Below are 21305 nucleotides of genomic sequence, written 5' to 3' on the forward strand. Positions count from 1 at the left end.
GGTCAGAGCCCCGCCTCGATGGCGACGGCCTTGCCGGTCGAGGCAGACTTGACCACGGCAAGCCCCGTCGCCAGCGACCACACGCCGTCCTCGCCCGTCGCAGAGGGCTGGCCCTTGCCCGCTATGGCGTCGTGGAACGCCTGCAGTCCCGCCTCATAGAGATTGAGTTGGTCGAGCTTGAGCTCGTGCTCACCCTCGGCGTTGCGCAGCACCACCGATCCGACCGGTTTCTGCGTCATGACGTTCTTCGCAATCAGCGAGCCCTCGGTACCGTGCACCTCGAAACCCGTCTCGGCGAACTTGGTCGTGAAGCCGTCGTGGAACTGGGCGATGACGCCCGACTTGAAGCGCAGCACGCCCATCACGGCATCTTCCAGCCCCGCCTGCCCCATGCCCCCGCTCTGGCTGAAGGCAACGGCCTCGACCGGATCGTCGCCCAGCACGAAACGCAGCGTGTCGGCGTCATGCACCGTGATGTCGAGGATGACGCCGCCGCCGGCCTGGGGCTTGTCGAGGCGCCAGCCCTGCAGGTGCGGCGGCAGATAGACGGCATGAAACACGCGCGCCGCCAGCGGCTTGCCGATGCGGCCGGCCGCGATCGCATCGCGCATCGCCCTGTGGCTCGCCGCATTGCGCAGGTGATGGTTGGTGCCCGTCACCACGCCGGCGTCGCGCGCTGCCTTCACCATCGCCAACGCATCGTCGAGGGTCAGCGCCAGCGGCTTCTCGCACAGCACGTGCTTGCCGGCCTTCGCCGCCGCAATCGCCTGCTCGCGATGCAACTCGTTGGTGGTGGAGATGTAGACGGCGTCGATGCCGGCATCGCCGACGATCTCTTCGAGCGACGTCACCGACCTGGCGATGCCGTTCGCTTCGGCATAGGCGCGTCCGCGCTCGGCATTGGCGCTCATCACCGACACCACCTCGCCGCCGGTCGCGCGGATGGCGCCGATGACCCACTCCTTGGCGATGGTGCTCGCCCCGACCAGACCCCAGCGTGTCATGCCATCAACTCCTTGACCCGTTGCGGCGCACCGCAGCTCTCGCGCACCACCAGCCTCGCCGAGGCGACCAGCGCCTCGGGCTCGAAATGTCCTGCATTGATCTGCTTGAGCAAAAGCTGAGCCGCGCGCCGGCCCATGCCCTGCGGATCGACGGAAACCGTGGTCAGCGCCGGCACCGCCGTCTTTGCCTCGATCACGTCGTCGAAGCCGATGACGCCGAAATCGACGCCCGGCTCGATGCGGGCGCTGCGCAGCCCGTCGCAGGCGCCGAAGGCCACGGCATCGTTGAAGCAAAGCGCTGCCGTCGGCCGGTCGGCCATCGACAGCAGCCGCTCGACCGCCGCCACGCCACCGGCGCGAGACGGCGCCGAACTGATGACCAGATCGTCCGAGGCATCGAGGCCGGCTTCCAGCAGAGCGTCGCGGCAACCGCGCATGCGCTCGTCGAACACGGCCGTGTCGTTGAAACCGCCGAGGAAAGCGATGCGTCGATGCCCGAGGTCGATGAGATGGCGGACGGCAGCCATGGCGCCGGCATGCCCGTCGGAAACGACCGACGAAACCTTGAGCCCCGGCACGTTGCGCGCCACCAGCACGACGGGGATACCGCTGTCGACCAGCGGCCGCAGGTCGGCGGCGCTCGTGCCGCGCGCCGGCGACAGGATCAGGCCGGCCATGCCGTGCTCGCGCATCGAGGCCATCACCTCGGCCTGGCGATCGGCATTCTCGGCCGAATTGGCCATGAACTGGATGTAGCCGGCCGACTGCATCACCATGTCCATGCCGACGGCCAGCTCGGCAAAGAAGCTGTTGGTCAAATCGTTGACGACGATGCCGACGATCTTCGACTTGGACTGGCGCAGATTGGCGGCACTGCGGTTGTAGACATAACCGAGCTCGCGAATGACGGCGCCCACCTTGGCGCGGGTCGCCTCGTTGACCAGCGAACTGCCCTGCAGCACCAGCGACACGGTCGACTTCGACACGCCGGCGGCGTGCGCAACATCGACGACTGTCACCTTCGGCTGCTTCAAGACGATCCTCCCGAGGGAGCGTCTTTCTGGCTCCCGTTTCCGAGTCCAATAATTGGAACGTTCCAAACTGTCAAGCGCGGAAGAACCCAATCGCTGGCTATCCCTCGCCGGGCAGGACCTGCAATTCACAGCACCCGGAATGACGCAACTGTACACATCTCGGCGCTTCAAACGATTTATCCCGCCAGATGCACCAGAAAACCCTTCGATTCATTGCCTCGTCCCTATATTGCTCGGCACCTGCGCGCAGTCGGGCGAGTTTCCGACTTGAAATTTGGAACGATCTAAATTACGAGATGCAGCCGATCAGGGGAGGAACCCATGGCAAGGTCAGTGAAACTTCCGCGAGCGGACCGCACGGTCGAAACCTACACGCTTGTCGGCACGCCCACCGAACGGCCGGCAAACGCCCCCATCTTCAACCGCATCGCCTACGCGGCTGCCCATGTCGTGTCCGACCCGTGGGCGGATTCGATGCCATGGAACAAGCCGGCCATCGACTGGGACGCGACCATGGCCTTCCGCCATCATCTCTGGTCGCTCGGCTTCAGGATCGCCGAGGCGATGGACACCTCGCAGCGCGGCATGGGGCTCGACTGGGCCGGCGCGCAGGAGCTGATCCGCCGCTCTCTGGCCGAGGCGCGGACGGTTCCGGACGCCGACCTCGCCTGCGGCGCTGGCACCGACCAACTGTCCAAGCAGGATGCCAGGTCGCTCGACGACGTGATCGCGGCCTATGAAGAACAGTTCGGCTTCATCGAGAAGCACGGCGGCCGCACCATCATGATGGCCAGCCGCGCACTCGCCCATGTGGCGAAATCCCCTGACGACTATCGCAAGGTCTATGGCCGCCTGCTCGGCCAGGCCAGGGACAAGGTCGTCCTGCACTGGCTGGGCGACATGTTCGACGCCGAGCTCAGGGGTTATTGGGGCGGCGACCGCTTCGAGAAGACGCTGGAAACGGTGCTGTCCATCATCGCCGAGCACAAGGACAAGGTCGAAGGCATCAAGATTTCGCTGCTCGACCAGGCCTGCGAAATCGAGCTTCGCCGCCGCCTGCCGGAGGGCGTGATCTGCTTCACCGGCGACGACTTCAACTATGCCGCCCTGATCGAGGGCGACGGCACAAGGCACAGCCACGCCCTGCTCGGCATCTTCGATGCCGTGGCACCGCAGGCGTCAAAGGCGCTGGCTGCCTTGGCCAAAGGCGATCTCGCCGCCTTCCGCGACACCATCGAACCGACGGTGCCGTTGTCGAGGAAAATCTTCGAGGCGCCTACGCAGTATTACAAGGCCGGCGTCGTCTTCCTCGCCTGGCTCAACGGCCACCAGAGCCATTTCACCATGCCCGCCGGCATGCAGTCGGCGCGTGGTGCCTTGCACTACGCCGACATCTTCCGCCTCGCCGACCAAGCCAATGTGCTCGACGAGCCCGACCTAGCCGTCGGACGCACGACGGCGCTGATGACGCAATACGGCTGCGCCTGAGCGGCTACATCAGCCCAAGCTGCTTGTAGAAGCCGAGCGCATCGTAATAGTCGCTCTGGCTGGCGATCTTGCCGTCCTTGACCGAGAACATCGAGGCCCCGGTGAACGAGAATTTCTTGCCGGTCGCCTTGGTGCCATCGGCCCAGTCGCCGCTGTTGGTGCCGGAGAATTCCCATTCGAACGACACGCGGTCGTCCTGCACCACGGGCGCACCCTTCATCGTCCAGACGGCATCGGGCACGGCCGTGAGGAAATTGTCGATGACGCCGGTCTTGGCAGCGTCCTTGCCTTCGACCGGCTTGCCGACCGACGCGTCGTAATAGGTGACATTGTCGGCAAAATGCTCGGCCGCCTTGGCTGAATCATGCGCGTTCCAGGCGGCGAGATAGGCCTCGACCACGACCTGTGGCGTGTCCTGCGCCAGCGCAACGGATGGGACCGCTGCGAGAAATGCTGCAACGGCTGCAGATGCGAGAAACTGACGGCGATGCATGTCTTTTCCTCCCGAGTTGAACGACCTTCCCTTCTCCCCTTGTGGGAGAAGGTGACCGAGCGAAGCGAGGTCGGATGAGGGGTGTTGGCAGGAGTGCGACATCCGAGGACGTCTTGTCGCTCCCCATCCTGAGCCTCTTCATTCCTTCCAACACCCCTCATCCGCCCCTTCGGGGCACCTTCTCCCACAAGGGGAGAAGGCAAGGGCGTCGGGCTCACCCATGCGCGATCATTACATGCCGCACGGCGGTGTAATCCTCCAGCGCATAGACCGACATGTCCTTGCCGTAGCCTGATTGCTTGAGGCCGCCATGCGGCATCTCGTTGGTCAGCATGAAGTGCGTGTTGATCCAGGTACAGCCATATTGCAGCCGCGCCGCCGTCGACATGCCGCGCGAGATGTCCTTGGTCCACACCGACGATGCCAGGCCGTAGTCGCTGTCGTTGGCCCAGTTCACCGCCTCGTCGACGTCGGAGAAGCGCGTCACCGACACGACAGGCCCAAACACCTCGCGACGCACGATCTCGTCTTCCTGGAGTGCGCCGGCAACGACAGTCGGCTGGTAGTAGAAACCGCCGCCCTCGCCCGGCTTGCCGCCGGTGGTGATCTCGATGTGCTTGAGCTCCGAGGCGCGCTCGACGAAGGAGGCGACGCGGTCGCGCTGGCGCCTTGAGATCAACGGCCCGATCTCGTTTTCGGTGTCGTCTGCCTGGCCGAAGCGAATTGTCGACACCGCCGACGACAGATCAGCGACGAGCTTGTCGTAGACGCGTCTGCCGGCATAGATGCGGCAGGCTGCGGTGCAATCCTGCCCGGCATTGTAGTAGCCGAAGGCGCGCAGGCCGGAGACCACCGCATCGATGTCGGCGTCGTCGAAGACGATGACCGGCGCCTTGCCGCCGAGTTCGAGATGGGTGCGCTTGACCGACTTGGCCGCCGCCTGCAGCACCTTCTTGCCGGTGGCAACGTCGCCGGTGATCGAGATCATGCTGACCGCAGCATGATTGATCAGCGTATTGCCGACGCTCTCGCCGCGGCCGAGCACGACATTGACCACGCCCTCGGGCAACACGTCGGCGAGGATCTTCGCCAGCTTCAGCGCCGTCAGCGGCGTCTGCTCGGAAGGCTTGAAGACGACCGTATTGCCGCCCGCGATCGCCGGTGCCAGCTTCCACGCCATCATCATCAGCGGATAGTTCCACGGCGCGATGGAGGCGACGATGCCGACCGGGTCGCGGCGGATCATCGATGTATGGCCGGGCAGGTATTCGCCCGCCACCAGACCGGGCATCGAGCGCACCGCACCGGCGAAGAAGCGGTAGCAGTCGACAATGGCCGGGATCTCGTCGTTGAGCACGGCGTTGATCGGCTTGCCGCAATTGAGCGCCTCGAGCCTGGCGAAGCCTTCCGCCTCCGCCTCGATGCGGTCGGCGATCTTGAGCAGGTAGCCCGAGCGCTGCGCCGGCGTGGTCTTCGACCAGGTCACGAACGCCGCCTGTGCCGCCGCAACCGCTGCCTCGATCTGCGCCGGCGAGGCCTCCGGCAGGCTGAGGATCGTCTCGCCTGTGCGCGGGTTGAGGATCGCTTCTTCCGTCTCGGTTCCGCGCTCGAACTTCGAGCCGATCAGCATTTGGGTGTCCATGTAAGCTCTCCCTGTGTGTCTCAAGAGAGCGAATAGGGAGTAGCGAATAGCAAGTAGAAACAGATCGATCGGCCCCTATTCGCTACTCGCTACTCCCTATTCGCTGTTTTCATTTCCCCGCCCCGGCGATCTGGTCGCCTTCGCGGGTCAGGTAGTAGGCGGCGAGGATGGGCAGCAGGGTCGCGAGAACCACGACCATGGCGACCACGTTTGTGACCGGGCGCTGGCGCGGCCGCACCAGTTCCTCCAGCATCCAGATCGGCAGCGTCTGCTGCTGCCCCGCGGTGAAGGTGGTGACGATGACCTCGTCGAACGACAGCGCAAAGGCGAGCATGCCACCAGCCAGAAGTGCCGTGCCGATATTGGGCAGGATCACGTGCCTGAAGGTCTGGAAGCCGTCGGCGCCGAGGTCCATCGACGCCTCGATCAGCGAGCCCGAGGTGCGGCGGAACCGCGCCACCGCGTTGTTGTAGACGACGACAACGCAGAAGGTCGCGTGTCCCAGCACGATCGTCCAGAACGAGAACGGGATTTCCGCCAGGCTGAAGGCCGAGCGCAAGGCGATGCCGGTGATGATGCCGGGCAGCGCGATGGGCAGGATGACCAGCAGCGAGATCGCCTCGCGGCCGAAAAAGCGCGTCTGGCTGACGGCGGCGGCGCACAGCGTGCCGAGCACGAGCGCGATCGCCGTGGAGATTGCCGCCACCTGCACCGACAGCCCGAGCGCCTGCCAGACATCGGGTCGCGCCCAGGTGGCCGCGAACCATTGCGTCGTCAGCCCGGGCGGCGGCCACTGGTAGCTCTTCTCCTCGGTGGTGAAGGCATAGACGAAGATCAGCAGGATCGGCAGGTGCAGAAAGGCAAGTCCTGTGGCAGCGGCTATCTTCAGGCCGCGCGGGGCCGATTGCGAACGGTCAGAGCGCATGAGCGTCTCCTGCTGCCGGGCTTGCGCCGCGCCTCACCTGCCTGCCGGCATCCTCTCCCCGTAACAACGGGGAGAGGATGCGCTGCTGCGACATCCAAGCCCCCCTCTCCCCGTCATTTCGGGGAGAGGGTAAGGTCGAGGGGCAGCGCCGACCTACTACATCACAGCGCATCGAAGGCCCCCATGCGTTTGGCGCCCCAGAGATAAAAGCCCATGATGACGATGGGCACCACGGTGAAGGCGGCGGCGAGCGGGATGTTGCCGGCGGTGCCCTGCTGGGCATAGACGGCCTGGCCGATGAACAGCCGCGACGTGCCGATGATCTGCGGGATGATGTAGTCGCCAAGCGTCAGCGAGAAGGTGAAGATCGAGCCGGCGACGATGCCGGGCAGCGCCAGCGGGAACAGCACGTTGCGGAACGTCTGTCCCGGCGACGCGCCAAGGTCGGACGACGCCTCGACCAGATTGCCGGGCACGCGTTCGAGCGCGGCCTGGATCGGCAGGATCATGAACGGCAACCAGACATAGACGAAGACGATGAAGGTGCCAGTGAACGACACCGACAGCGAGTTGCCGCCGACGACGGGGAGCGACAGCCAGCTGTCGAGCAGCCACGACAGATGCAGCTTGGCGAACAGCCAGGTCAGGATGCCTTCCTTGGCGAGGATCAGCTTCCAGGCATAGACCTTCACCAGGTAGCTCGACCACAAGGGCAGCATGACGCCGAGATAGAACAGCGCCTTCCATTTGCCGCGGGCATAGCGCGCCGCATAGTAGGCGATGGGAAACGCGACGACCGCCGAGGCCAGCGTAACCATCGCGGCCATCGTCACCGTGCGGATGATGATGTCGAGATTGGCCGGCTGCAACAGGTCGCCATAGGTCTTGAGCGTCAGCTCGCGGCTGATCAGCCCGGAGAATTCGTCGATCGAAAAGAAGCTCTGTGCCAAAAGCGCGATCAGCGAGCCGATATAGACGACGCCGAGCCAGAGCAGCGGCGGCGCCAGCATGACGAACAGCAGCAGGCCCGGCCGGCGCCACAACAGGTCCGACAGCGAGCCGGCGAAACCGCCGCGCCTCGGCAGGATAGCAGCAGTCACGTCGGACGTCCCGGTGACGGCCTGGACGCTCATGCCTGCTCCTCCATCAGGTGGAGCTGGTCGCGGTTGAAACTGAGCACGACGTGCTCGCCATCCTCGGGCACCGCCGTGCCCGAGGGCACCGTGGCGTGCAGCCTCAATCCCTCGACATCGAGCGCCAGCTTGGTGGCGGCGCCGAGATAATGGCGGGACAGCACGCGGGCGGCGACGCCGTCGCCGCTCTTGTCTCGGCCGACGCGGATCTGCTCCGGCCTGAGGCTGCCCCAGCGGCGCTGGCCGGCATGGCGCTGGACGAAATCGGGCGGCAACACGTTGGACGAACCGACGAAATCGGCGACGAAGCGCGAGGCCGGCCGCTGGTAGATCTCCTCCGGCGCACCGACCTGCATGATGCGGCCGTCGTTGAAGACGGCGACACGGTCGGCCATCGACAGCGCCTCGCCCTGGTCGTGGGTGACGAAGACGAAGGTGATTCCGAGCGCCTTCTGCAATTGCTTGAGCTCTTCCTGCATGCTCTCGCGCAGCTTGAGGTCGAGCGCGCCGAGCGGCTCGTCGAGCAGCAGCACCTTGGGCTTGTTGACCAGCGCACGGGCCAGCGCCACGCGCTGCCGCTGACCGCCCGACAGTTGGCCCGGCTTGCGCCCGCCATAACCCGGCAGTTGCACCAGCCTGAGCGCATCCTCGGCGGCGCGGTGGCGCTCGTCCTTGCCGACGCCCTTGACCATCAGGCCGTAGGCAACATTGTCGAGCACGTTGAGATGCGGAAACAGCGCGTAGTCCTGGAACACCGTGTTGACGTTGCGCCGGTAGGGCGGCACGCCTTCGGCACGTTCGCCGAAGATCGAGATGCTGCCCGAGGTCGGCTGTTCGAAGCCGGCGATCAGCCTGAGGCATGTGGTCTTGCCCGAACCCGACGGCCCCAGCATGGCGAAGAACTCGCCGGGCTTGATCTCGAGGTCGACGGCATCGACCGCGCGTACCGTGCCGAAGTGGCGGGAGGTCTTCTGAAAGGCGACTGCTGGGGTCATTGTGCTTTCGACCTTGGAAAATCGAGTAACTTGCCTGCAATTCAGGCAGGCTGGCACGGCCGCGGTCGCGGCCCACCTCCCCCTTGTGGGGAGGTCGCGCCGAAGGCGCGGGTGGGGTTGGTGGACGCGCGTCAGCACCCCCACCCCGACGCTGCGAGTCGACCCTCCCCACAAGGGGGAGGGTAAGAACCTCAGCGGCCGCCGATCACGCCGATATAGTCCGACACCCAGCGATAGTAGGGCACGCACTGGTCGTTCTGGCTGGCGCATTTCGACACCGGCGTCTTCCAGAACTTGATCTTGGCGAAGTCCTCGAAGCCGTTGGTCTTGCAACCTTTGTCGGTGAGTAGCGCGTTGCCCTTGCAGGCGGCGGGCACTGCCGGATTCGAACCGAACCAGGAGGCGAGATCGCCCTGCAGCTTGGGGTTCAGCGAGTGCTCGAGCCACATGTAGGCGCAGTTCGGGTTGGCCGCCTCGACATGCATCATCGTCGTGTCGGCCCAGCCCGTGGCACCCTCTTCCGGAATGGTCGAGGCGATCGGCTGCTTTTCCGACTTGAGCAGGTTGACCTGGAACGGCCACGAGCCGGAAGCGACGACGCCTTCATTCTTGAAGTCGTCGACCTGGATCATGGCATCGTGCCAGTAGCGGCCGGCCAGCGTGCGCTGAACGCGCAGCAGATCGAGCGCGGCCTTGTACTGGTCCTCGTTGAGCTCGTAGGGATCCTTGATGCCGAGGTCGGGCTTATGCGCCATCAGGTAGTTGGCGGCATCCGCGATGTGGATCGGGCCGTCATAGGCCTGGACGCGGCCCTTGTTGGGCTTGCCGTCGGGCAGGTCCATCGCCTCGAACACGACGCTCCAGCTCTTGGGCGCTTCCTTGAAGACATTGGTGTTGTACATCAACACGTTCGGGCCCCACTGGTAGGGCACGCCATAGTGCTGGCCGTCGACGGTGAACCACGGCGCATCCTTGAGGCGATCGTCGACGGTCGACCAGCTCTTGACCAGGTCGGTGTTGATCGGCTGGACGCGCTTGCCGGCAACGAGGCGGAGCGAGGCGTCGCCCGAGGCGGTGACGAGGTCGAAACCGCCCTCGTTCATCAGCGCCACCATTTCATCTGAGGTCGCGGCTGTCTTGACGTTGACCTTGCAGCCCGACGCCTTCTCGAAATCGCTGACCCAGTCGTAATTCTTGTCGGTCTCGCCGCGCTCGATGTAGCCCGGCCAGGCGATGATGTTGACCTGGCCCTCGCCAGCGCCGATTTCCTTGACCTGCGCAACAGCCTGGCCGGAAAAGCTGCAGGCCAAGGCGATTGCCGTGCAGGACTTCAGAAATGCCTTCATCTCGATCCTCCCATGTGCAGGAACCGCTCTCCCATCGGCGGTGTTGCCCTGGAACGAAAGGTGCGGCGAAAGCGCAGGTTTCGCAATTTCATTCGAAAGATGGGTGATATCGGTTTTTCCGATATCTAACGGGCACGTCAAAGCCTTTGGCGGACTGTCCGTTGCGCCTGGGCGATGCCGATGAAATCGCGCGCCGCCGCCGGCAGCGACGAGCCGCGCCGCCACACCATGCCGACCTGCACCACCGGCAGCGAGCCGGAGACGTCGCGGGATTCGATCCGGTCGCCTTCGAGCGACCACGGCCGGTAGACGAGGTCGGGCAGCAGTGCCACCCCTGCCCCGGTCGCCACCAGCGAACGCACCGCTTCGACCGAGCGCGTGCGGAAGGCCACATGCGGCTTGGCGCCGATGGCCGAAAGCAGCTTGCCGGTGTTCTCCTCGATTTCATCGACCGAGAGCATGATCAGCGGCTCGGACGCGATGTCGCCGACGCCGATGATCTCGGCAGACGCCAGCGGATGGCCGAGCGGCAGCCACAGGCGATAGGCGGAGACCTCCAGGATTTCCGACTGCAGCGCCATGCGGTCGCGCAAATTGGAGGTGACCATGACGGCGAGGTCGAGCTTGCCGCCGACAAGAAGGTGCTCGAGGTAGTCACCATTGTCCTCGATCGCCGAGATCTCGACCGCAGGATGGGCGCGGCGGTAGCGCGCCAGCAGGTCGGACAGGACATAGCCAGCCACCAGCGAGGTGACGCCGAGCTTGAGCTGCCCGGTGGCGGTTGCCTGCCCGCCGAAGAAGGTGCGCCGCGCGTCGGAGACGTCGGCCAGGATCTTGGTGGCGTGGCGCAGGAACTGGTGGCCCTTGTGGGTGATGTTGAGCCCGCGCGGATGGCGCTCGAACAGCTCGACGCCGAGATCGCCCTCCAGTTCCTTGATCGCCTCGGTGACCGACGACTGCGAGATCGACAGGTTCTGCGCCGCGCGCGAGATCGTGCCCTGCTCGGCGACGGCGACGAAGAACTGGAGCTGGCGAAGCGTGAAGGCCATGGCCGGAGTAGACAGGGCGGCAGGGTGTTTGGGAAGGGGTGGCGTTCCCTTGCGAGAGAAGACAGATCCATCGTCGTGACGTTGGGATTCTCTCTCGTTGACGGCAGGCAGATGTTCAACCTCCCGATCCGTCGCACCGGCAAAGGTCGGCCGCAAAAACACGCCCCAAAAACGCATACGAGGCGGGAAAGTCCCGCCTCGTAGCCAAGCCCAGTTCGATGGACCGTGATCCGGCCGCAGCCGCCCGGCGCCGCCTAGTGCAGCACCAGCACGTCGCCGGAGGAAAAACTGATTTCGGTCTTTTCGCCGACAGCCGGCGGCGGGGTCGAGGAATTGTTGAAGGTGTCGAGCGAGACGAAGTTCTGACCGACACCGACGCGGACGCGGATGACCGAGCCGAGGAAATGCACGTCGGCGATCTGGCCCGTGAGGTTGGCATCGTTGCCGGGCCGGCGGCCGAGCGAGATCGCCTCGGGACGCAGCGCAAGCGACAGCGTGTCGCCCGACTTGGAACCGTTGAGCTTGCCCTTGAGGCCGATCTCCTCGGCATTGATCTTGACCGTGCCGGTCGTCGCATCGCTGACCGTGCCTTCGAGCACGTTGAGCGTGCCGACGAAATTGGCGACGAACTTGGTCGAGGGGCGGTTGTAGATCTCGAACGGCGTGCCGGTCTGGTCAGCGCGGCCCTCGTTCATCACGACGATGCGGTCGGACATCGACAGCGCCTCTTCCTGGTCGTGGGTGACGAAGATGGTGGTGATGCCGAGCTTCTTCTGGATCGAGCGGATTTCCTCGCGCAGCGAGATGCGCACCTTGGCGTCGAGCGCCGACAGCGGCTCGTCGAGCAAAAGCAGCTTGGGCTTGGGCGCAAGCGCGCGGGCAAGTGCGATGCGCTGCTGCTGGCCGCCCGACAGCTGGTAGGGATAGCGGTCGCCGAAATCGGGCAGCTTGATGATATTGAGCATCTCGGCGATGCGCGCCTGGGCCTCGGCCTTGGGCATGCCGGCGACCTTGAGGCCGAAGCCGATGTTCTGCGCCACCGTCAGGTTGGGGAACAGCGCATAGGCCTGGAACACCATGCCGATGTTGCGCTGGTTGGGCTTGAGGCCGGTGACGTCCTTGCCGCCGATCATAACCTTGCCGGCGCTGGGTTCCTCGAAGCCGGCGACGATGCGCAGCATTGTGGTCTTGCCGCAGCCCGACGGCCCGAGGAACGAGACGAACTCGCCGGCGCCGACGTCAAGGTTGAAGTCCTTGACCACGGCGACGTTGCCGAACGACTTCTTGACGTTCTGGATGGAAAGGAAGGGATCGGCCATTGGCGTTTGCTCTTCTTGTTCAGTTCGGGCGATTTGCCGACTTCGGCGCGAAACGGGCGAGGATCTGGATCACCGACATGCAGCCCCAGGTGATGGCGAAGGCGATGACCGCAAGCGCCGCCGGCTCGTAGGCGCGGTTGGCGCCGATGTTCTGCAGGTAGGGACCGAAGGCCGGACGGTTGAGCAGGCTGGCCAGCGTGAATTCGCCGATGACGATGGCGAATGTCAGGAACGCGCCCGACAGCACGGCGATCAGCACGTTGGGCAGGATGACACGGGCGATGATCGTGGTCCAGCCAGCGCCGAGGATCTGCGCCGCCTCGGTCAGCGTGCGCACGTCGATGGTGCGCAGGCCGGTGTCAACGGCGCGGTACATGTAGGGCAGCGCCAGCGTGGCGTAGCCGATGACCAGAAGTGCATCGGTGCCGCGCGCCGAGCCGAGGAACGGCAGCGGCGAGTTCGAGCCGTACATCCTGATGTAGCCGAAGACGATGACGATCGCCGGGATGACCAGCGGCAAGAGCGTGATGAATTCGACCACCGGCCTGAGATGCGGCATGCGCAGCCGGATCCAGTAGGCGGTCGGCACCACGAGCAGGACGCCGAGCAGGATGGTGAACACCGCCACCGTCACCGAATAGGCGAAGGTTTCCTGGAAGCGGCTGTCGCCGAGCACCACGCGATAGGCGTCGAAGGAATATTCACCGCGCCGCATGCGCAGCGAGAACTCGAAGGTCGCGATCAGCGGGATGAAGAAGTAGGCGGTGCCAAGCCCGAAGACGAGCCAGGCCCAGAAGCGACCGGTCTTCATTTGAGCCACCTCTCCGAGCGGGTGCGGAACCAGATGTAGAAGATATTGGCGAGGCCGGTGACGACGATCATGCCGAAGGCCAGTGCGTAGCCGAGATGCGGATTGTGCAGCACGTCGCCGCGGATCTGCGCGTAGAGCTTGATCGGCACGATGTTGAGCGACGAGCCGGTGAAGGCATAGGCCGTGGCGATGGCGCCGAAGGAATTGGCGAACAGCAGGATCACCGTGCCGAGGAAGCTCGGCCACAGCACCGGGATGACGACCATGCGCCAATACTGCCAGGTGGTGGCGCCGAGCGTCGCGGCAGCCTCGCCCCACTCCCGCTTCAGCCCGTCGATCGCCGGCGTGATGATAACGATCATCAGCGGGATCTGGAAGAACAGGTAGACGATGATCAGGCCCCACGAGGTGAGCACGTTGAAGCCCATCGCGTAGATGTTGATGCCGAACACGTCGCGCAGGATGACGGTGACGAGGCCGAGGCGGCCGAGCGTCGCGAGGAACGCGAAGGCCAGCGGCACGCCGGCGAAATTGGAAGCGACGCCCGAGAACGTCATCGTTGACGAGCGCACCCAGGCAGGCAGGCCGCCGCGGACGATGGCAATCGCCATGGCGAGGCCGACAAGCGCCCCGATGGTGGCCGACCAGAAGCTGATCTTGATCGAGACCCAGTAGGAATCGCGGATCGACTGGTCGGCGAAGAGTTGGCGGATGTTGTCGAGTGTGTACTGGCCCTGGTCGTTCTGGAAGGCGCCGACGACGAGATAGAGCGTCGGCAGGATCAGGAACATCAGGGCGAAGATGAAGAACGGTGCCACGCCGAGCCAATGGGTCGGCAGTCGGAAACCGCTCTTCGCCTCCGGCGGCGCGGAGCGCGCGGCATCAGCCGTGGTGGATATGCTGGCTTGGGTCATCGGGCCGCCGTCTGGAGAGAAAATGCGGGCGGCCGCTAAGCCGCCCGCGATGGCAATTGCTCAATTACTGAACGTTGGCGCCGACCACGGCATCCCACTGCTTGGTGATCGCTTCCTTGGCCTTGGCCTGGTCGTCAAGCGTCGGGAACACGGCCTGTTCGTAGGCAGCAGCCGGCGGCAGCTTGTCGAGCATTTCCTGCGGGATCTTGCCGTTCTTGGCGAGATCGTTGAAGCGGATCGGGTGGCAGTAGCCCTTCAGCCAGCCGAGCTGACCTTCATCGGAGTAGAGGTACTCCATCCACAGCTTGGCAGCGTTCGGATGCGGCGCGTAGGCGCTGATCGCCTGGACGTAGACGCCGGCGACGACGCCGGACTTCGGCACCACGACCTCGACCGGCGGGTTGCCGTTGAGGGTATCGCGACCCGCAAGGGCGTTGTAGTCCCAGGTGATCAGGATCGGGGTCTGGCCCTGTGCAAGGGTGGCCGACTTGCCGATGACCGGCACGAAGTTGCCCTTGGCGTTCAGCTCCTTGAAGAAGGCGAGGCCCTTCTCGGCAGCCGAAGCGGCGTCGGTGCCGCCGGTGCCGAGACCGGCAGCGTAGACGCCCTGGATCGCCTGGTTGGACGCACGCGGATCACCGGCGAGGGCAACCGAGTTCTTGTACTCGTCCTTGAGCAGGTCGGCCCAGTCGGTCGGCGCATTCGGCACCAGGTCCTTGTTCACTTCGAAGGACAGCACGCCGTAATAATCGCCATACCAGAAGCCGTCGGCGTCCTTGGCGGTATCGGGGATCGAATCCCAGGTCGCGACCTTGTAGGGCTGGATCAGGCCGTCGGCCTTGGCCTGCGGGCCGTAGGAGAGGCCGACGTCGATGACGTCGGGCGCCTGCGGGCCCTTGTTGTCCTTGTTGGCCTTGATGGCCTCGATCTCGTCGCTCGAACCCGCGTCGGGGTTGAGTTCGTTGACGGTGATCTCGGGGTACTTCTTCTTGAAGCCCTCGATCACGGCGCCGTAGCCGCACCAGTCATGCGGCAGCGCGATGGTGGTCAGCTGGCCCTCCGCCTTCGCGGCAGCCTCGAGCGCGGCCATATCCTGGGCCGAGACGATAGCCGTCGTCACCATCAGCGACGCCGCGCTTAGGGAAAGCACCTTCCCTGCAAACTTGAACATGTTGTTCTCTCCGTTGAACTGACGCCATGAGACGCCTGCGATGCGGTAATGGCTGCATGTGACAGTCGCATGAAGGTTACGTGAAGCCCGCGCCCGCAGTGCAAAAAGTTAACTACTTTTAATCGGTTGTCGCAATCGTCGCCGTTGTTTACCGGCTAATTAAATTTCGCATCCCTCCCCAAGCCCCTCCCTCTATTTTGCCGACTATAGAAAGCAGGAATACCTTCCTGCACTAGTCTCAAACCGTCCCTTCGATGGCGTTTTCAAGCAAGCCGAGTGCTGCCTTCTTGGTGAGCTTGACCGGATTGCCGCCGGCGGTCGGGTCGACAACGGCCATGTCGGCGATCAGCGTCTTGCGCTTCTTGTCCATGTCGAGGCCCTTGATCAGGCCCGGCAGCGCATGCGGCACCTTGAGTTCCTTGCGCAGCTTGATCACCGCCTTGGCGAAACCGTCGAAGCCGCCCTTGATGCCGCAATAGGCCGACAGACGGGCAATCTTCTCCTCGATGGCGTCGCGGTTGAAGGCGAGCACGTAAGGCATGAAGACGGCGTTGGTCATGCCGTGGTGCGTGTCGTAGAGCGCACCGATCGGGTGCGACAGCGAGTGGATCGCGCCGAGGCCCTTCTGGAAGGCGGCGGCACCCATCGCGGCAGCGCTCATCATGTGGGCGCGGGCGGTCAGGTCCTTGCCGTTGGCAAACGCCTTGGGCAGGTTCTCGAACACCAGGCGGACGCCCTCAACGGCGATGCCATCGGCCATCGGGTGGTAGCCCGGCGCGCAATAGGCTTCGAGGCAGTGGGCAAGTGCGTCCATGCCGGTGCCGGCTGTGATGAAGGACGGCATGCCGACCGACAGCTCCGGATCGGCGATGACGATCGCCGGCAGCAGCTTGGGATGGAAGATGACCTTCTTGGTGTGGGTCTCTTCATTGGTGATGACACCGGCGCGGCCGACCTCGGAACCGGTGCCGGCAGTGGTGGGCACGGCGATGATCGGCGCAATGGCGTCGGAGTTGGCGCGGGTCCACCAGTCGCCGACATCCTCGAAATCCCAGACCGGCAGCGTCTGCCCGGCCTGGAAGGCGATCAGCTTGCCGAGATCGAGCGCCGAGCCGCCGCCAAAGGCGATGACGCCGTCATGCTTGCCCTTCTTGAACACGGCGATGCCGGCGGTGAGGTTCGATTCGACCGGGTTCGGCTTGACCTCGGAGAAGACGCCGTAAGGGATCTTGGCGTCGTCGAGGATCTTCAGTGTGCTGGCAACGACCGGCAGTTTGGCGAGGCCTGGGTCGGTGACGAACAGCGGCTTCTTGATGCCGGTGGCGGCAAGCACGTCGGGCAGCTCAGCGATGCGGCCGGCGCCGAAACGAACGGTGGTCGGGTAGTTCCACTTGGAAACGAGTTTGGACATTTTTGCTTTCCGAAAAAAGTTGGGAGCGTCCCCGCACACATCTGGCGGGGACGGATGGAAATGGTCAGATCTTCTCGCGCAGGTGATACGACTTCGGCCGGGTCAGGTTGTCGTAGCCGATCTGCGACAGGGCTGCGCCCTTGCCGGTGTCCTTGACGCCGGTCCAGACCAGCGCCGGGTCGAGATAGTCGCAGCGGTTCATGAACACCGTGCCGGTCTCGACGCGGTCGCCGATCGAGATGGCGTGCTCGGTGTCGGCGGTCCAGATCGAGGCGGTGAGGCCGTAGGGGCTGTCGTTCATCAGCGCGATCGCCTCCTCGTCGTTGCGCACCTTCATGATGCCGACGATGGGGCCGAAGCTTTCCTCGCGCATCACCGACATCTGGTGGTCGACATTGGTCAGCACTTCGGCCGGCAGATAGGGCGAGCCTTCCTTGTCCTGGGCGTCGCGGGTGTTCATGTGCGCCACAGCGCCCTTGCGCAGGGCTTCGGCCTTCTGCTCGCGGATGAAGTCGGCGAACCGCGCCTGGGCCATCGGCCCCATGGTGGTCGCCTGCTCCAGCGGATTGCCGAGCACGTAGCTCCTGGTCTCGGCGATGAAGCCCTCGACGAACTGGTCGTAGACCTTCTCGTGGACATAAACGCGCTCGATGCCGCAGCAGCACTGGCCCGAATTGAAGAACGCGCCCTCGACGAGATTGGCGACCGCATGGTCGAGCTTGGCGTCGGCCAGCACATAGGCCGGGTCCTTGCCGCCGAGCTCGAGGCCGAGCGTCATGAAGGTGCCCGCAGCCGCCTTCTCGATGGCTCGGCCGCCGGCGACCGAGCCGGTGAAGTTGACGTGGTCGATCTTGCCCGAGCCGAGCAGCTTCTCAGTCTGGGCGTGGTTCAGCACCAGGTTCTGGAACACGCCCTTGGGCAGGCCGGCCTTGTCGAAGGCCTGCTGGAAACGCTCGCCGACGAGCAGCGTCTGCGCGGCATGCTTGAGGATGACGGTGGAGCCGGCCATCAGCGCCGGCACGATGGTGTTGACGGCGGTGAGGTACGGATAGTTCCATGGCGCGATCACCATGACGACGCCGAGCGGATCCTTGCGGACGTAACGGCGGAAGCCATCCTTGGGGTTGGACGCAGGCACCGGCGCGAGCGCGCGCTCGGCGATCTCGACCATGTAGTTGGTGCGTTCCTTGACGCCGCCGAACTCGCCGCCGTAGCGCACCGGGCGGCCCATCTGCCAGGCGATCTCGGGCACGATGTCGTCGCTCATCGCCACGAGGTTTTCGAGCATGGCAAGCATGTATTTGCCGCGCTCGGCGATCGACGTCTGGGCCCAGGCAACCTGGGCTGCGCGGGCGCGCTCGACGGCGGCGCCAACCGCCTTGTCCTCGGCAAACGGGCGCTCGACATAGATCGAACCGTCGATGGGGGATTTGAGCTTGACCGTTTCGGTCATTTTTCTGGGTCCTTCCAATATTTCAAATCCCTCCGGCCATCGGCCAGAGGGTCCTGGCGGGTGGTGACGACTTTAGTATCGCTCGAAACCGCGATGCAATTCCCAGTCGGTGATGCGGCGATCGTATTCGAACTGCTCCCAGCGCGCGGTGTGGACGTAGTGCTCGACGACGTCCTCCCCGAGCGCCTCGATCAGCATCTTGGACGACGCCAGGGTCTCGGTGGCATCGCGCAGGGTCTTGGGAATTTCGGGCAGGCTGGCGGCCTGATAGGCGTCGCCGACGAAGGGCTTCTGCAGCTCGAGCTTTTCGTCGATGCCGGCGAGGCCGGCGGCGATCAGGGCGGCGAAGGCGAGATACGGGTTGAGATCGGCGCCGCCGATGCGGCACTCCATGCGGATGCCCTTGGTGCCCTCGCCGCACAGGCGGAAGCCGGCGGTGCGGTTGTCCTCGCTCCACATGATCTTGGTCGGCGCGAACGTGCCGGCCTGGAAGCGCTTGTAGGAATTGATGTAGGGCGCCAGGAACCAGGTGAACTCCTTGGCGTATTTGAGTTGTCCGGCGGCCCATTGCTGGCCAAGCTTCGACAGCGTCCATTCGCTGCCCTTGTCATAGAACAGCGGCGTCTTGCCGTCGGCGCTCCACAGCGAGTTGTGGATGTGGCTGGAGTTGCCGGCCAAGCCGTAATTGTACTTCGACATGAACGAGATCGACTTGCCTTCCGAGGCCGCGATCTCCTTGGCGCCGTTCTTCAGGATGACATGCCGGTCGGCCATCTCGAGCACTTCGGCGTAGCGGACGTTGATCTCTTCCTGGCCCGGGCCCCACTCGCCCTTGGAGTTCTCGATCGGAATGCCGGCGGCTTCCATCTCGTTGCGAAGCCGGCGCATGACGCCTTCTTCCTTGGTGGTAATGCCGATCAGGTAGTCGCCGATATAGGGCGAGGCGGTGTCGAGGTTCTGCCAGTGTTTTGCGCGGGCGGAATCGTAGGTTTCGGAGAACAGGTAGAATTCGAGCTCGGATGCGAAATAGGCGAGATAGCCGCGATCCTGCAGCCGCTTGACCTGCTTGCGCAGGATACCGCGCGGCGAATGCGGCAGGTCCTCATGGGTGTGATGGTCCTGCAGGTCGCAGAGCAGCAGCGCCGTCTTTTCCAGCCACGGCACGTTCCGGATCGTGTTCAGGTCCGGCTTCATGACGAAGTCGCCATAGCCTTTCGACCAGCTTGCCGCCTTGTAGCCGGGCACCGGCTCCATATCGATGTCGTTGGCAAGCAGATAGTTGCAGCCATGCGTCTCGTCATAGGCGGATTCGACAAAATACCTGGCCAGGAAGCGCTTGCCGACCAGACGGCCCTGCATGTCGACGGCGCAGGCGAGGACCGTGTCGATCTCGCCTGCGGCGACAGCCTTCTTCAACTGATCGAATGAGAGATTTCCAGCCATTTTTGTTCCGCTCCGGGCAATGCCGCTTCAGGTTTTGGACGATCGTTCTAGGGTTCAAACGAGACGTGGCCGGCGCTTGGCCGGCCACGGCCATGTCGGGGACTGTCAGTGTCCGGTTTCGCCCACGGCGCGCTCGGCAGCAGCGATCTCGGCGGCACGCTTGCCCACCTCGTCGCCGATCGGCGGGCCCTGGAAGCGGCCACGTTCGAACGCGAACCAGACGATGCCGGTGACGACCAGGAAGCCGACGGTGATGTAGAGCGCCCAGTCGTTCGGCGGCTGGATGCCGAGCACGAAGATCAGCACCATGGCGATGATCGACAGCACGGCGAACAGCTTGAAGACGCCTTCGCCAAGATCCCACGGACCCATCTTGTCCCACTTCGAAGTGCCCCAGGCCATCAGGCCAAGCGCGATCGGAATGGTGAAGGAGAAGAACAGGAAGATGACGGTGCAGGCGACGACGATGGTGTAGACCGGCGTGTCGCCGATGGAGACCAGCGACGAACCCCAGACGAACAGGACGGCCAGGATCGAGCCGGTCCAGATCGCCGCGACGGGAGTGCGGTAGGTCGGGCTGACCTTGGCCAGAGCCTTCGAGCCCGGCAGGCCGCCGTCACGCGAGAAGGCGAAGATCATGCGCGAGGTCGACGTCACCGTCGCCAGGCCGCACAGCCACTGCGCGACGAAGATGGCGAGGTACAGGATGTCCTTCACCACTGGATTGACCTGCTGTTCCATGCCCCAGAAGAACACGTTCCAGCCTTGCTTGGCGGCTTCGTCCATGTTCGGCAGCATCAGCACGAACGAGCACAGCATGATGTAGCCGAACAAGGCCGACCACAGCACCGAGCCGACCATGGCGCGCGGGACCGAATGTGCGGCCTTCAGCGTCTCCTCCGAGGTGTGCGCCGAGGCGTCGTAGCCGGTGATGGTGTAGATCGGCAGCAGCAGGCCGAGCATGAACACCCACATCGACGAGTTTGCAGGCCAGACATTGCCGCCCGCCTCGCCCGAATAGTTGGCGAAGGTGAAGAGGCGGCCGATCTCGTAGCTGTCGGCCGCAGCCAGGCAGACCAGTGCCAGAGCGATAGCCGTTGCGAAGATCAGGTAGCCGGAGAAGTCGGTGAGCTTGGCGGTCAAGCCGATGCCCATGTGGTTCACCAGCGCCTGCAGGCCGGTGATGATGGCCAGGAAGATGATGCGCGTGGTGGTGGTGTCCTCGAGCCCGAGATAGGTCGTGCCGAAGGCGCCCATGAAGAAGTAGTAGGTGCCGACATTGATGGCGCCGAGCACGGTGACGAGGCCGAGCAGGTTGAACCATGCGGTCAGCCAGCCGGTGAAGCGGTTGCCGAGGATCGAACCCCAGTGATAGAGGCCGCCGGCCGTCGGATAGGCCGAGCTGATCTGCGCCATGGCCACTGCGAACACCAGCGACACGAAGCAGCCGATCAGCCAGCCGATGCCGATCGCCGCGCCGCCGGCGCCGGACGTCGCCTGCGCCAGCGAATTGATGCCGCCGGACAGGATGCAGATGATGGAGAAGGAAACGGCGAAATTGGAGAACTGGCTCATTCGCCGTTCGAGTTCCTGGGCGTAGCCCATGCTGTGCAGGACTTTGACGTCCTCGCTCTTGTCGTGATCGGAATAACCAGGCGATGTCATGTGAATGTC

18 protein-coding genes are annotated in these 21305 nt (G+C 64.4%); 1 reads left to right on the forward strand and 17 read right to left on the reverse strand.

Going from position 1 to position 21305, the window contains the following annotated elements; all coding sequences use genetic code 11:
- Positions 1 to 2: 2 nt before the first annotated feature.
- Both ASC75_RS20880 and ASC75_RS20885 read right to left on the reverse strand, forming a co-directional pair.
- Positions 3 to 1004 (reverse strand): Gfo/Idh/MocA family oxidoreductase, encoded by a 1002-nt coding sequence (locus tag ASC75_RS20880; RefSeq protein WP_055979777.1) that lies wholly within the window; start codon positions 1002 to 1004, stop codon positions 3 to 5.
- Positions 1001 to 2038 (reverse strand): LacI family DNA-binding transcriptional regulator, encoded by a 1038-nt coding sequence (locus ASC75_RS20885; protein ID WP_055979780.1) that lies wholly within the window; start codon positions 2036 to 2038, stop codon positions 1001 to 1003. The genes ASC75_RS20880 and ASC75_RS20885 overlap by 4 nt, the downstream gene beginning before the upstream one ends.
- 321 nt (positions 2039 to 2359) lie before the next feature.
- Between ASC75_RS20885 and ASC75_RS20890 the strand changes: the two genes are divergently transcribed.
- Complete coding sequence (locus tag ASC75_RS20890) at positions 2360 to 3526, forward strand: dihydrodipicolinate synthase family protein (RefSeq protein WP_055979782.1); 1167 nt, start codon at positions 2360 to 2362, stop codon at positions 3524 to 3526.
- A 4-nt stretch (positions 3527 to 3530) separates the two neighbouring features.
- On the opposite strand, the gene ASC75_RS20895 is transcribed toward ASC75_RS20890, so the two are convergent.
- The 15 genes from ASC75_RS20895 to ASC75_RS20965 form a co-directional block, all read right to left on the reverse strand.
- Positions 3531 to 4019, reverse strand: a complete 489-nt coding sequence (locus ASC75_RS20895) for an ester cyclase (RefSeq protein WP_055979785.1) — start codon at positions 4017 to 4019, stop codon at positions 3531 to 3533.
- 214 nt (positions 4020 to 4233) lie between these two features.
- Positions 4234 to 5661: a gamma-aminobutyraldehyde dehydrogenase gene (locus ASC75_RS20900; protein WP_055979788.1), complete on the reverse strand. Its 1428-nt coding sequence runs from the start codon at positions 5659 to 5661 to the stop codon at positions 4234 to 4236.
- 109 nt (positions 5662 to 5770) lie between these two features.
- Positions 5771 to 6586 carry an ABC transporter permease gene (locus tag ASC75_RS20905; RefSeq protein WP_055979791.1) on the reverse strand — a complete coding sequence of 272 codons (816 nt, stop codon included), beginning with the start codon at positions 6584 to 6586 and terminating at the stop codon, positions 5771 to 5773.
- A gap of 161 nt (positions 6587 to 6747) precedes the next feature.
- Positions 6748 to 7719, reverse strand: coding sequence for an ABC transporter permease (locus ASC75_RS20910; RefSeq protein ID WP_055979794.1), 972 nt, complete (start codon positions 7717 to 7719; stop codon positions 6748 to 6750).
- On the reverse strand, positions 7716 to 8714 hold the full coding sequence (locus tag ASC75_RS20915; RefSeq protein WP_055979798.1) for an ABC transporter ATP-binding protein: 999 nt from the start codon (positions 8712 to 8714) through the stop codon (positions 7716 to 7718). Before ASC75_RS20915 ends, ASC75_RS20910 begins: the two co-directional genes overlap by 4 nt.
- Positions 8715 to 8905: 191 nt before the next feature.
- Positions 8906 to 10060, reverse strand: a complete 1155-nt coding sequence (locus ASC75_RS20920) for an ABC transporter substrate-binding protein (protein WP_055979801.1) — start codon at positions 10058 to 10060, stop codon at positions 8906 to 8908.
- 137 nt (positions 10061 to 10197) lie between these two features.
- Positions 10198 to 11109, reverse strand: a complete 912-nt coding sequence (locus ASC75_RS20925; RefSeq protein WP_055979803.1) for a LysR substrate-binding domain-containing protein — start codon at positions 11107 to 11109, stop codon at positions 10198 to 10200.
- A gap of 254 nt (positions 11110 to 11363) precedes the next feature.
- The gene (locus ASC75_RS20930) at positions 11364 to 12428 is read right to left on the reverse strand and encodes an ABC transporter ATP-binding protein (protein ID WP_055979807.1); all 1065 of its coding nucleotides are present in this window, start codon (positions 12426 to 12428) and stop codon (positions 11364 to 11366) included.
- Between the two features lie 19 nt (positions 12429 to 12447).
- Positions 12448 to 13239 (reverse strand): ABC transporter permease, encoded by a 792-nt coding sequence (locus ASC75_RS20935; protein ID WP_055979809.1) that lies wholly within the window; start codon positions 13237 to 13239, stop codon positions 12448 to 12450.
- On the reverse strand, positions 13236 to 14153 hold the full coding sequence (locus ASC75_RS20940) for an ABC transporter permease subunit (RefSeq protein WP_055979813.1): 918 nt from the start codon (positions 14151 to 14153) through the stop codon (positions 13236 to 13238). The genes ASC75_RS20935 and ASC75_RS20940 overlap by 4 nt, the downstream gene beginning before the upstream one ends.
- Before the next feature lie 64 nt (positions 14154 to 14217).
- Complete coding sequence (locus tag ASC75_RS20945) at positions 14218 to 15324, reverse strand: ABC transporter substrate-binding protein (RefSeq protein WP_055979816.1); 1107 nt, start codon at positions 15322 to 15324, stop codon at positions 14218 to 14220.
- Between the two features lie 238 nt (positions 15325 to 15562).
- Entirely contained in the window at positions 15563 to 16735 is a 1173-nt protein-coding gene (locus ASC75_RS20950) for an iron-containing alcohol dehydrogenase (RefSeq protein WP_055979819.1), read from the reverse strand.
- 64 nt (positions 16736 to 16799) lie between these two features.
- Positions 16800 to 18188, reverse strand: coding sequence for an aldehyde dehydrogenase family protein (locus ASC75_RS20955; protein WP_055979822.1), 1389 nt, complete (start codon positions 18186 to 18188; stop codon positions 16800 to 16802).
- 72 nt (positions 18189 to 18260) lie between these two features.
- Positions 18261 to 19631 (reverse strand): glutamine synthetase family protein, encoded by a 1371-nt coding sequence (locus ASC75_RS20960; RefSeq protein ID WP_055979825.1) that lies wholly within the window; start codon positions 19629 to 19631, stop codon positions 18261 to 18263.
- A gap of 105 nt (positions 19632 to 19736) precedes the next feature.
- Positions 19737 to 21296, reverse strand: a complete 1560-nt coding sequence (locus ASC75_RS20965; RefSeq protein ID WP_055979827.1) for an amino acid permease — start codon at positions 21294 to 21296, stop codon at positions 19737 to 19739.
- Positions 21297 to 21305 lie beyond the last annotated feature (9 nt).

It is taken from the genome of Aminobacter sp. DSM 101952 (assembly GCF_001424795.1).
Lineage (GTDB): Bacteria > Pseudomonadota > Alphaproteobacteria > Rhizobiales > Rhizobiaceae > Aminobacter > Aminobacter aganoensis.